Here is a 12,828-nt window from a genome sequence, read left to right as displayed (position 1 = left end):
ATGCCCACACCAAACCCGCTGACACCAACAAAAGGTGCTGGTACCACCCTCTGGGTTTACACCGGAACCGGAGATCCATACGCCAATCCGCTTTCAGACGTTGACTGGCTGCGCCTGGCAAAGATTAAAGACCTGCAGCCCGGCGAACTGACAGCTGAATCGGAAGATGACACCTACATTGATGATGAGAATGCCGACTGGACATCAACGATGCAGGGGCAGAAATCAGCCGGCGAAACCAACCTGACGCTCGCGTGGATGCCGGGAGATTCCGGCCAGCAGGACCTGGTGACCTGGTTCGATGAGGGCACCGTGAGGGGATATAAAATCAAATACCCAAATGGTGTCGTCGATGTGTTTAAGGGCTGGGTGAGCAGCCTCGGTAAAACCATCACTTCCAAAGAGGTCATGACCCGCACGGCCAAAATCACCAACAACGGCAAACCATCGCTGGCAGAAGACAGCGGTACCGCGCCGATTGCAGTCACGGGGATCAGCCTGGATAAATCCACTGCGGCCGTGGCGATTGCGGCCACAACGCAACTGGTGGTTTCAGTCCTTCCGGCCAGTGCGTCAGATAAATCCTTCCGCGTAGCCAGCTCTGATCCTTCAAAAGCAACGGTCACCGTTAACGGCAATACCCTGACTGTCACCGGCGTGGCGGCGGGCACCGTAGAAATCATCGTTATGAGCAATGACGGTAACTTTGTGGCGATCTGCAAAGTCACTGTTTCCTGATAACCGGGGCGTGAGCCCCGTTCCGACCCGGAGTAAATATGTTTCTAAAGAGCGAACTGCTGGAAAGTAACGGCAGCAGCGTCACATTGTTCCAGCTTTCGGCGCTTCAGCGTATTGAATACCTCGAATACCTGAAGCAGCTGGAGGCAGTTGAAGCCGGCGATTTCCAGGCGGCCATCACCCTCACCGTAAAAAGTGGGGCGTTCCTCGTGGCGATGTCGCTCTGGCACGGCCACGAACTGAAAGGCTCCCAGGGAGAAAATGCGGCGGCGGAAGTGGCAAAGATTCAGGATGAGGTCATGCAGTCATGGCCGACCGAACTGGTTGCCGAAGCGGAATATAAGGTGAAGCTCCTGTCCGGGATGATTGCGCCGGTAACTGATGACCAGGCAGCGTCCGCCGAAGAAGGTTATAAACCCGCTGAACCCGTTACTGCGGAAAAGCCCTCGCCAGTGAGCTGAAATTTGCCATGAAACTGGCGCGTGAGTTCGGTCGCCCGGACTGGCGTGCCATGCTTGCTGGCATGTCCTCAACGGAGTACGGCGACTGGAAAATCTTCTATCAGGACAATTACTTTCATGATGCGCAGCTGGACGCACACTTCTCCGGCTTGCTCTACACCATCTCAACCCTGTTTTTTGCCGATCCGGAGTTAACCCCGGACAGTTTCAGCATTCTTAATACTGCACCGGAACCCATCGACATTGATGAACCGGATGACAATACGCTGATGGCGAAGGCTGCAGGTATTTCAGGAGGCGTGCGCTATGGCCCAGACGGCAGTAGGTGATCTGGTCGTTAACCTTGACGTTAACTCGTCGAAATTCAGCGAGCAGCTCAACTACGTCAAAAAAGAATTAAAACAGATCGGCAGTGCAGCAAACGACGAAGCGTTACGTATCCAGCAGTCCTTCAGCCGCCAGGAGAACGCCGCGCGCAAAGCGGGTATTTCTGTGGGTCAGTATAACGCCGCAATGCGTATGCTCCCGGCACAGTTTACCGATGTAGCCACGCAGCTGGCGGGTGGGCAGAACCCCTGGCTGATTCTGCTTCAGCAGGGCGGTCAGGTTAAGGACTCCTTTGGCGGGATCATTCCGACATTCCGGGCGTTGCTGGGGACGATTTCCCCGTTGATGGTCGGCATTGGTGCATTGTCCGTTGCAATGGGCGCGTTGTTCTATGCCTGGTACCAGGGCTCTTCCACCCTGTCTGATTTCAACAAAACGCTGGTACTGTCGGGGAACACAGCCGGACTGACCGCTGACCGCATGCTGGCACTGGCGCGTAACGGACAGGCAGCGGGGCTGACCTTCAACCAGACCAGTGAAGCGCTGACCGAACTTATCAACGCGGGTGTGCGTGCTGGCTCGCGCTTTGATGACATGAGCCAGGCGGTGGCGCGGTTTACCGATGCCTCCGGCGTGCCGGTGGAAAAGGTCGCAGCAGCCTATGGCAAGCTCGCAACTGACCCGACATCGGGCCTGATCGCGATGGCCCAGCAGTTCCATAACGTTACTGCTGAACAGATTGCCCATGTGGCGCAGCTGCAGCGTGCCGGTGATGAGGCTGGCGCACTGCAGGCGGCTAACGAGGCTGCTACAGCCGGATTCAACGATCAGACCAAAGCCATCCGCGACAATATGGGGACGATTGAATCTTCAGCGGACTCCCTGAAGCGCGCCTTCAAGTCGATGTGGGATGCAGCCCTCGATATTGGCCGACCTGACACCGCGCAGGAGATGGTGGCAAAAGCCGAAGCCGCGTTCAAAAAAGCCGATGAAATCTGGAACCTGCGTAAAGGTGACCGATATGTCAATGATGAGGCCCGCGCCCGATTCTGGAATGATCGCGAAACGGCCAGGCTGGCGCTGGACATGGCTCAGCAGCATGCGGGAATTGCCAGGGCGAATGAAGAGAATGCTTCGCGCGAAGCGGCTGCGGAATCGGATCGCCAGAAGTATGCTGCGCAGGCTCAGGCAAACTATGCCAAAACGCAGACGGCACTGGAGAAATACACGGCCAGGCAGAGCGAGCTCAACAAGGCGCTGAAAGAGGGGCGAATCCTCCAGGCTGACTACAACATCAACCTGGCTGCCGCGAAAAAAGAGTACGAAGACACCCTTAAAAAGCCGAAGAAGACCCCGGCAATCAGAACCCCCGCAGGTGCCCGTGCAACCGATACGGCCAGCGCCCAGACGCTGGAGCTGCAGGCACAGTTGCGCACCCTGCAGGAGCATAAGGGGATAAATGACACCATCAGTCAGCAGCGTCAGGAGCTGTGGCGTCAACAGTCCCGGTTTACAGTTCTGGAAGAGGCCGCGAAGACCCGGACGCTTTCTGCTGAGGAAAAATCCCTGCTGGCCAGTAAAAGCGAGGTGCTTTCCCGTGCAGAGCTGAACGCGAAGCTTGGCGATCAGATAGTGGCGCAGGAGCGGCTTAACCGCCTGCAGGATACGTCCCAAAAATACGTCACGCAGATCGGCGAGAAAACCAGGGCCCTAGCGGAAAGTGCTGGTATGAGCAGTCGTGCAGCACAACGCCGCAACGAGGAGGCCCAGCTTCTTCAGGGGTGGAAAAATGGTGGCGGTTCGGAGAACGACGCTGGTTATCAGAATGAGTTGCAGGCGCTGCAGGCGTATTACGCCGAGCAGGATAAGCTGCGGGACGACTGGCAATCCGGGGCCAAATCCGCATGGGCAGATTATGTTGATTCTGCTTCAGATGCTTATGGCCAGATGAAGTCGGCTGCTACCAGTACGTTTGATGGAATCGGGCAAAATATGGCTGACATGCTGACGCGCGGTAAGGCTGACTGGGCTGACTTCACCCGCTCCACGCTCTCCATGCTGACACAGATCCTGCTGAAACAGGCGATGGTAGGCTTAGTGGATTCAGCATCAACCGCGCTGGGATTTGCAGGTGGCGGTTATACCGGTTCAGGCGGGAAATATGAGCCAGCAGGTGTCGTTCACCGTGGTGAGTTTGTTTTCACCAAAGAGGCTACCAGCCGGATCGGCGTCGGCAATCTTTACCGGATGATGAAAGGCTATGCAACGGGAGGGTATGTCGGGGGTGGTGGTACAGGCCCGGCTGCAGCACCTTTCGGTGTCAGTGTATATGCCCCGGTGACGGTCGAGAATGCTTCCGGTAACGCACAGCAGCAAAACGACGGAGACAGGCTGGGTAAGGCGTATCAGCAGGTGATTAACAAATCTGTCAACGAGGGTATCGCCAGGGCAATCCAGCCCGGTGGGCTTATCTGGAATGCGACCAATCGCAGGTAACAGTTATGACGATAGAAACATTCCCCTGGGGCATTAAGGTTTCCAGCCAGCCCACCGAGGGAAGCAAAGACACAGTCAGGAAGGTCCAGTTCGGCGACGGGTACGCACAGGTGAGCGGCTCCGGCCTGAATGATGAGATTCGCACCTATGAATATTCTTTTTCAGGGGATCCAACTACAGCGAATGAAATTCACGCTTTCCTTCGGCGGCATAAAGTGAAGTCGTTTATTTTCACTCCGCCTTTCGGCGATTCCGCGCTGTGGCGTGTCGAGGCTGACACGCTCAAAAAGGTGGTTAAAAACGTAAAAGTGATAACCGTAACCGCAACGTTTGAACAGGCATTTGCACCATGAGTCTTAATGCTGATTATCAAAAACTCGAGCCGGGCAATGAAGTCCGGCTTTTTTCTGTCGATGGCACAGCGTTCGGTATGTCAGATGTACTCCGCTTCCACGCACACAATATCGCACACACCCCGGAAGAGATTGAGGCTGCAGGTGGGGATGAGAATAAACTTCCGGCGAAGTCCATCTGGTGGCAGGGGGAGGAGTATAAAGCCTGGCCGTGTCAGGTTGAGGGTATTGAAGCGACCACGGACGGTACCAGCCCACAGCCAAAACTGAGAGTGGCGAACCTGGACAGTTCGATCTCAGCGCTCTGTCTGGCGTATGACGATCTGCTGCAGGCGAAAGTGAGTATCCACGACACGCTGGCACAGTATCTGGACGCCAGAAATTTTCCGCATGGCAATCCCACTGCAGACCCGTCACAGGAAAAGCTGAAGGTCTTTTATATCGATGCCAGAAGCACCGAGACGGATGAAGTTGTCGAATTTACGCTTTCCAGTCCGATGGATTTACAGGGCCAGATGATACCCACGCGGCAGTTGCATTCGTTATGCAGCTGGTGCATCCGGAACAAGTACCGGACCGGCGACGGCTGCGACTATGCCGGAACGCGCTATTTCGACAAAAACAATAATCCGGTTGACGATCCCTCGCTGGATGTCTGCAACGGCACGCTGACGGCCTGCAAGCTCCGGCACGGAGACAGCAACGAGCTGCCGTTCGGTGGTTTCCCCGGTACATCTCTTATCAGGAGTTGATATGCGCCAGAAAACCATTGATGCCATCATGGCACACGCTGCAGCGGAATATCCGCGCGAGTGCTGCGGCGTGGTGGCACAGAAAAGCCGGGTTGAGCGCTATTTTCCCTGTCGTAATCTCGCAGCAGAGCCGACTGAACATTTTCACCTGTCCCCCGAAGATTACGCAGCGGCAGAAGACTGGGGGACGGTGGTGGCCATTGTTCACAGCCATCCTGATGCGACGACGCAGGCCAGCGAGCTGGATAAGGCACAGTGTGATGCAACGCTGCTGCCCTGGCATATTGTGAGCTGGCCAGAGGGGGATTTACGTACCATTCAGCCACGCGGGGAGCAGCCATTGCTGGAGCGTCCGTTCGTGCTTGGCCACTTCGATTGCTGGGGTCTGGTAATGAGCTATTTCCGGCAGACCCACGGTATCGAGCTCCACGATTACCGGGTGGATTATCCCTGGTGGGAAAACGACTACCCGGACAATTTCTATCAGGAGTGCTGGTACGAGTGCGGATTCAGGGAGTTTGATGGCCCGCCTCAGGAAGGGGACCTCGTCATCATGCAGGTGCAGGCCGATAAGTGGAATCATGCCGGGATTTTACTGGAGGGTAACATGCTGCTGCACCATCTTTACGGGCATCTGAGTCAGCGTGTTCCTTATGGCGGATACTGGCAGGAGCGCACGATGAAAATCGTTCGTTATAAAGATGTAATGGCAGGTGAAACATGCAGGAAGTAATGACCCGCATTGAGCTTGGCGGCGTGCTCGGGAAAACATTCGGTAAAATTCACCACCGCCTGATTTCCCGTGTAAGCGAGGCGGGAGTGGCGCTCGCAAAGACTATTCCGGGCTTTGAGCAGTTTATGATTTCCAGCCAGCGCCGTGGGCTCACATACTCCGTATTTAAGGGTAAAAAAAACATCGGTGTGGATGACCTCGGTTTCCCGGTTACCGGCGATGTTATCCGTATTGTCCCGGTAATCATCGGGAGTAAAAAAGCCGGTTTGATTCAAACTATCCTGGGCGCAGTATTAGTGATTGCATCGATCTGGATGCCAGGTCTGAGTATAGCTGCCAGCAATATGATGTTTGCTGCTGGTGCGTCCATAACGCTGGGGGGGGTAGTTCAGATGATATCCCCTCAGGCTACAGGGCTGGCCAGCAAACAGAGCTCAGATAACCGCGCCTCATACGCGTTCGGCGGAGTCACAAATACCGCCGCACAGGGTTACCCGGTTCCGCTCCTGTACGGCCGCCGGAGAATCGGCGGGGCAATTATTTCTGCCGGAATTTATGTCGAAGATCAGCAGTAGTTAACAAACCTTTTTACAAGCCACCTTCGGGTGGCTTTTTTTATGGGCGCGATATGGCTAAAACAATTACCGGACGAAAAGGCGGGAGCTCCAGTTCCCGAACTCCCACCGAACAGCCTGATGATCTGCAATCTGTAGCGAAGGCAAAGATCCTCGTTGCGCTTGGGGAAGGGGAGTTTGCTGGACAGCTCACCGGGAAGGATATCTACCTGGACGGAACGGCGCTGGAGAACGCCGACGGCTCCCAAAACTTCAGCGGCGTGGCGTGGGAATTCCGCCCGGGGACGCAGGCACAAAAATACATTCAGGGCATCCCCGGTACCGAAAACGAAATCAGCGTGGGCACCGCAGTTTCAAGCACCACCGCCTGGACACACACCTTTACCAACACGCAGCTGTCAGCCGTTCGCCTGCGCCTGAAATGGCCATCGCTTTTTAAACAGGAGAACGATGGCGATCTGGTTGGCTATTCAATTAACTACGCCATTGATCTGCAGACTGATGGTGGTACCTGGCAGACGGTACTTAATACCAGCGTAACCGGCAAGACAACTTCCGGCTACGAACGCAGCCATCGCATCGACTTACCACAGGCAGGCAGCACATGGACGGTGCGCCTGCGTAAGCTCACGGCGGATGCCAACAGCGCGAAAATTGGCGACACAATGACGCTGCAGAGCTACACAGAGGTTATCGACGCCAAACTGCGTTATCCAAATACCGCGCTGCTCTACATCGAATTTGACTCAAGCCAGTTTAACGGCTCTATCCCGCAAATAGCCTGCGAACCGCGAGGCCGTGTAATCCGCGTTCCGGATACGTATGACCCGGAGACCCGCACCTATAGCGGCACATGGACGGGGGTGTTTAAGTGGGCGTGGACGGATAATCCGGCCTGGATTTTTTACGATCTGGTGGTGAGCGACCGCTTTGGGCTGGGCAATCGCCTGACGGCGGCCAATATTGATAAATGGACGCTTTACCAGGTCGCACAATATTGCGATCAGCCGGTTCCCGATGGTAAAGGCGGTAGCGGCACCGAGCCTCGTTATACCTGCAACGTGTACGTGCAGGAGAGGAATGACGCCTATACCGTGTTACGTGATTTTGCGGCGATATTCCGGGGCATGACGTACTGGGGTGGCGATCAAATCGTTGCGCTGGCGGATATGCCCCGCGATGTGGATTACAGCTACACGCGTGCAAACGTGGTTAATGGGCGCTTTACCTATTCGGGCAGCACCACGAAAACCCGCTATACCACAGCACTGGTTTCCTGGTCCGATCCGGGTAATGCCTACGCGGATGCGATGGAGCCTGTATTTGAGCAGGATCTCGTTGCTCGCTTTGGCACAAATCAGCTCGAAATGACAGCCATTGGTTGTACCCGGCAGTCAGAGGCAAACCGCAAAGGGCGCTGGGGTATCCTGACCAATAACAAGGATCGCATCGTGTCGTTCGATGTTGGTCTTGACGGCAAGATCCCACAGCCTGGTTATATTATCGCGGTTGCCGATGAGCTGCTTTCCGGAAAAGTGATGGGAGGGCGCATCAGCGCGGTTAACGGTCGCGTTATCACGCTTGATCGTGATTCGGCAGCCGCTCCCGGAAGCCGTCTGATGGTTAACCTTCCGTCCGGCGCATCGCAGAGCAGGACGATACAGAGCGTAAACGGCCGGGCCGTCACCGTGACAACGGCATACAGCGAAACACCTGCAGTGGAATCGGTGTGGATTGTCGAGTCCGAAGAGCTTTACGCGCAGCAATATCGCGTTATCAGCGTTACGGATAATAATGACGGAACGTATTCGATTTCTGGCGCTTTGCACGATCCGGATAAATATGCGCGTATCGATACCGGTGCCATTATCGACCAGCGGCCAATAAGTGTTATTCCGCCAGGTAATCAGTCCCCGCCAGCCAACATCGTCATCAATTCATTCTCTGTGGTTCAGCAGAATGTGAACGTTCAGACCATGCGCGTCAGCTGGGACCAGGCGAAGAACGCCATCGCCTATGAAGCACAGTGGCGCCGCAATGACGGGAACTGGGTCAATGTGCCGCGCAGCTCCACCACATCGTTCGATGTTCCGGGTATTTATGCGGGACGATACCTGGTGCGCGTGCGTGCCATCAATGCCGCTGAAATTTCGTCCGGATGGGGATATTCAGAAGAGAAAACACTGACGGGCAAGGACGGGAATCCGCCGAAGCCGGTGGGTTTCATCGCGTCTGAAAACGTGGTGTTCGGTATCGAGCTGAACTGGGGGTTCCCGGCCAATACGGACGATACACTGAAGACGGAAATTCAGTACAGCCTGACGGGTACTGAGGACGATGCGATGTTGCTGGCCGATGTGCCTTACCCGCAGCGCAAATATCAGCAGATGGGCCTTAAAGCGGGGCAGATTTTCTGGTACCGCGCACAGCTGGTTGACCGAACCGGTAACGAGTCCGGTTATACCGACTGGGTTCGTGGTCAGGCAAGTATCGATGTTTCTGATATTACCGATGTGATCCTGGAGGACATCAAAGGGTCTGAGACGTTCAAGGACCTGATTGAGAATGCCGTTGATACCAACGAAAAAATTGCTGGTATGGCTGACGATATCCTGCAGGCGAATAATGAACTCGAACAGCAGGCGCTGAAGATAGCCAAAAACGCCCAGGACATCGGGCAGGTTCAGACCGATGTGAAGGAACTGACAAGTAACGTTGGGGATGTGTCGTCATCTCTGTCTCAGCTTGAGCAGACCGTCGCAACGGCAGATACCGCTCTTGGCCAGCGTATCGATAATATCAGCGTGTCCATGGATGGTATGGCAGGAGGCGTAAAAAACTCGGCTATCGCCATTATTCAGAACGGGCTGGCGCAGGTGGCCGCGCGTAAAACGTTGTCTGCATCGGTCGCAGGTAACAGCGCTCAGCTGGACCGTCTCGACGAAGTGATCGTCAGTGAGAAGGAAGCCACAGCACGTTCATTGATGAGCCTGCAGACGGACGTCAACGGCAACAAGGCATCCATCAACAGCCTCAACCAGACGTTCTCCGATTATCAGCAGGCCACGGCCACGCAGATAAACGGCATTACGGCGACGGTGAACGGGCATACCTCAGCTATCACAACTAACGCTCAGGCGATAGCGAACGTAAACGGCGGCCTCAGCGCGATGTACAACATCAAGGTGGCTGTAGATGCCAACGGACGTCAGTATGCAGCAGGGATGGGCATAGGCGTGGAAAATACCCCTGGAGGTATGCAGTCGCAGGTACTTTTCCTGGCGGATCGTTTTGCTGTGATGATGCAGGCAGGATCTACGCCTACCATCGTATTCACCACGCAAAATGGTCAGTTGATTATCCGAGATGCAGTTATCGGCGACGGAACGATCAGCAATGCCAAAATCGGCAACTATATCCAGTCGAATAACTATGTGGCTGGCTCAGTCGGGTGGAGGCTGGATAAGGCCGGTACGTTTGAGAACTACGGTTCGACAGCTGGCGAGGGGGCCATGAAACAGACCAACCAGACAATCAGTGTACGGGACTCCAACAATGTGTTGAGGGTGCAGATCGGGAGAATCACTGGTACATGGTGACGGGAGGCCTCTTGTGGGGCCTCTTTTTTTCAGGAGATACGATGGCGGAATACGGTGTTCAAACATGGGACGCATCAGGCAAGGTTAACAACTATGGAATTAAGCCAGTCAGCGTTTGCGGCTATCTGCAACTGGCCGTTAACCAGAAAACAGGCTCTTATTCCGTTGCCCTTCCACCGGGTTGCAAACTGACCTACTTTCAGGTCATGAACGATGATAAGTGGGGAACGGGAAGAAGGAAGATAACCATCTCAGGTGGCACTGCAACGGTTTCCTCAGTGGGGGATACCGACTACTCAGCAGGGACCGAACCCGCTGTTGCAGCTTTTCTCATTTTCCAGATCGAGAGGGCATAAATGGCGCAGTACGGCGGTTTACTGACGACGACGAGCGGTGAGGTGTGGGTTACCGCTAACAGCTCGCCAATTGCATTACAGGCGCGAAAGACAGCGGCACTGCAGGGAACATCGGGTTTTAATACCAAGGTGACGCACACCTTTCCCTCAGGTCAGCCCGTTGTGGCCTTCGTTCATTGCACGGTTGAGGTGGAAATCACTCAGACGGTAAGCGGAAACACCATCACGATTGATTTTCTCAGACCTAATGCAACCGGCACAGCGTATGTTTATTTTTTCACAATTTTCCCCCAGACAAAGCCAGATTATGGGATGGCCGTGTGGGATGCAACGGGGACCCTGATTTTAACCCACGAAACGCGCACGCTGAGCGATGTGGTCACTATCGGCACTGCCGGGGTGGATGCCAGCTCAGGCTACAACATCAATACAACCCGGGCGGGGAAGTGGGCCTGCATGCCTGTTATGCTCGGTCTGATCACAGGGGTTGTTTCAGCGGGCGGGCAACCGCAGCCATATGTGGCAATTTACAAAAGCATGGCGAAACTTGAGGGAAGTAACACCCGAATTTACGCCAGACCGCAAACAACACCCAGTGGCAGCCTGCAAAACGTTGCGTACTCAAACATGAGAAACGTAATCATGGCCATTAATTGCGCCAACTATGATTGATCGTTTTCAACGATCGATTGTGAATAATTGATCTACCAAATCAATTATATCCCGTTGATTCATATTGCTATTGTGTAACCTTGTGAATGCCCTGGGATATAACCACTATGAAAAACATGATTCTTTGCCTGGCGGTGGCGGTTTTGCTCTCCGGTTGCTCTGGCGTTATTGAGAAACAGCAGCCTGTGTGTTCCGGTACAGCCCTTATCGGCGGGCAGGAAAACAGCGTCCAGATTTACGGGGTGCGTAAACAAAACAATCAGACCCAGTACCGCGCCGGTTACCCCTTTAACTGGACCTGGGTTAGCGCCAACACGTTCACCAGTACGACCTGCAACTAACTCATTCTGTTTCAAAATAAACCTCGCTCAGGCGGGGTTTTTTATTGCCTGGAGAAAATATGCTTTATAACACTGGCACCATAGCCATTAACGGAAATACCGCAACCGGCACCGGAACTAACTGGACGGCACCCGCCAGCCAGGTTCGCTCTGGCCAGACGATTATCGTCATGTCTAACCCGGTGCAGCTGTTCCAGATTTCATCCGTGAACAGCGCCACGTCAATGACGGTTACGCCTGCCGCTTCCCCTGCGCTGAGCGGCCAGAAGTATGGAATCCTTGTGTCGGACATTATCTCGGTTGATGGGCTGGCACAGGCCATGTCGCAGCTCATCAAAGAGTACGACGAGAACATTGGCGCGTGGGAGACGTTCGCCACCACCTCCGCAAACCAGACTATCACCGTTACCATCAACGGGGCCTCCGTCAATATTCCTGGTATTGGCGCACTTGCCAGAAAGGGGGCAAACAGCGATATCACGGAGCTGAAAGGGCTCACTACTGCGCTTTCTATTGCACAGGGTGGCACCGGGGCAAAAACGGCAGAAGGCAGTCGCACAAACCTCGGTTTGGGAAGTAGCGCCACGAGGAACTCACTGGATTCTGAGATTGTTACCAATAGTGATACGAGTCAGATTCCAACGCTGAAAGCTCTAGGTTTGGGATATTCTCGTCATATCGACAACTTCTCAAACACAAACATGCTTGGATTCGGGCGCTTCACAAGTCAGACAGTCAATAATCCTGAAAATACCCACGGTGTAGGGGTGCAGCTACAATATGATGCTGGTCCATCCACGTCATGGTTCGTTTGGACGATCGATGGACAGGCATATATACAGACAAGCCATGTGCAGGGCACTACGTATCTATGGAAAAAGGTTTACACGACTGCAAACACTACTGTTGCATCAGATGGCAGCATTAAAGCAGCATCACCAGTGGCCCGTATTGTGACGAGTCGTGACGTATGCCAGCGAGCTGATATAGCGGAGGATGGTTTCTCCTGGTGCGGCTGTGGAACGGCGAACGCCGAGGCGGAGGGAATAATCATTTCCCGCCTTGATGTTGGGGTTTACATGCTCACCGGTTCGGCTGGTCTTGCCTCATCAGGCTGGCAATTACTGCCGCCAATGGACCCGGGTGGAATGGGAGAACTGGGTGTTGTTGAAGCGGAGCAGACAGAAAGCGGTGGGCTGACAATTCGGCTTTTTAAGCGCAAATACATGCTCAACGATGAAGGAGAGATCGTTAAAACGAAAGGGGCTGCTATGGATGTTCCGTCTAACAGTTGGATCGATGTGCGACTGGACATGCCTGAAAACAGTGTATGGAATCAACGCCAGAAAGCAGCCGTGGACGCTGCGGAGAATGAATCTGGTTCGTAAATAAATGTTGGCAGCCAGATAAAAATTGCTGCCAGAT

General features: G+C 54.4%; 12 protein-coding genes and 1 pseudogene. All 13 read left to right on the top strand.

Annotation, left to right across the window (positions count from 1 at the left end; genetic code table 11):
- The 13 genes and pseudogenes from KTH07_RS13000 to KTH07_RS12940 all read left to right on the top strand — a co-directional run bounded on the left by KTH07_RS13000 (position 1) and on the right by KTH07_RS12940 (position 12,791).
- Entirely contained in the window at positions 1-738 is a 738-nt protein-coding gene (locus KTH07_RS13000; protein ID WP_075606802.1) for a phage tail protein, read from the top strand.
- Between the two features lie 38 nt (positions 739-776).
- Positions 777-1,199 (top strand): phage tail assembly chaperone G, encoded by a 423-nt coding sequence (gene gpG / locus KTH07_RS12995; RefSeq protein WP_013096339.1) that lies wholly within the window; start codon positions 777-779, stop codon positions 1,197-1,199.
- 8 nt (positions 1,200-1,207) lie between these two features.
- Positions 1,208-1,522, top strand: a pseudogene (locus tag KTH07_RS12990) (phage tail assembly protein T); the annotation flags it as partial.
- Positions 1,506-4,022, top strand: a complete 2,517-nt coding sequence (locus KTH07_RS12985; RefSeq protein WP_217310768.1) for a phage tail tape measure protein — start codon at positions 1,506-1,508, stop codon at positions 4,020-4,022. The pseudogene KTH07_RS12990 and the gene KTH07_RS12985, both read left to right, overlap by 17 nt.
- A 5-nt stretch (positions 4,023-4,027) precedes the next feature.
- Positions 4,028-4,375 carry a phage tail protein gene (locus KTH07_RS12980; protein ID WP_013096342.1) on the top strand — a complete coding sequence of 116 codons (348 nt, stop codon included), beginning with the start codon at positions 4,028-4,030 and terminating at the stop codon, positions 4,373-4,375.
- Positions 4,372-5,127 carry a phage minor tail protein L gene (locus tag KTH07_RS12975; protein ID WP_075606804.1) on the top strand — a complete coding sequence of 252 codons (756 nt, stop codon included), beginning with the start codon at positions 4,372-4,374 and terminating at the stop codon, positions 5,125-5,127. The genes KTH07_RS12980 and KTH07_RS12975 overlap by 4 nt, the downstream gene beginning before the upstream one ends.
- A gap of 1 nt (position 5,128) precedes the next feature.
- Positions 5,129-5,860 (top strand): C40 family peptidase, encoded by a 732-nt coding sequence (locus KTH07_RS12970; protein WP_013096343.1) that lies wholly within the window; start codon positions 5,129-5,131, stop codon positions 5,858-5,860.
- Positions 5,848-6,435, top strand: a complete 588-nt coding sequence (locus KTH07_RS12965) for a tail assembly protein (RefSeq protein WP_044158363.1) — start codon at positions 5,848-5,850, stop codon at positions 6,433-6,435. Before KTH07_RS12970 ends, KTH07_RS12965 begins: the two co-directional genes overlap by 13 nt.
- A gap of 53 nt (positions 6,436-6,488) precedes the next feature.
- A complete protein-coding gene (locus KTH07_RS12960; protein WP_075606805.1) occupies positions 6,489-10,034 on the top strand; it encodes a host specificity protein J in 3,546 nt (1,181 codons plus the stop codon).
- A 41-nt stretch (positions 10,035-10,075) separates the two neighbouring features.
- Positions 10,076-10,390, top strand: coding sequence for a hypothetical protein (locus tag KTH07_RS12955; RefSeq protein ID WP_010429919.1), 315 nt, complete (start codon positions 10,076-10,078; stop codon positions 10,388-10,390).
- Positions 10,391-11,062 carry a hypothetical protein gene (locus KTH07_RS12950; RefSeq protein WP_062676578.1) on the top strand — a complete coding sequence of 224 codons (672 nt, stop codon included), beginning with the start codon at positions 10,391-10,393 and terminating at the stop codon, positions 11,060-11,062.
- A gap of 107 nt (positions 11,063-11,169) precedes the next feature.
- Positions 11,170-11,403: a hypothetical protein gene (locus tag KTH07_RS12945; RefSeq protein WP_062676577.1), complete on the top strand. Its 234-nt coding sequence runs from the start codon at positions 11,170-11,172 to the stop codon at positions 11,401-11,403.
- Between the two features lie 59 nt (positions 11,404-11,462).
- A complete protein-coding gene (locus KTH07_RS12940; RefSeq protein ID WP_075606806.1) occupies positions 11,463-12,791 on the top strand; it encodes a phage tail protein in 1,329 nt (442 codons plus the stop codon).
- Positions 12,792-12,828 lie beyond the last annotated feature (37 nt).

The organism is Enterobacter cloacae complex sp. ECL72 (genome assembly GCF_019056635.1).
Lineage (GTDB): Bacteria > Pseudomonadota > Gammaproteobacteria > Enterobacterales > Enterobacteriaceae > Enterobacter > Enterobacter hormaechei_C.
The sequence above is the reverse complement of the archived record's forward strand: the minus strand, read 5'-3'. Positions and strand labels throughout refer to the sequence as shown.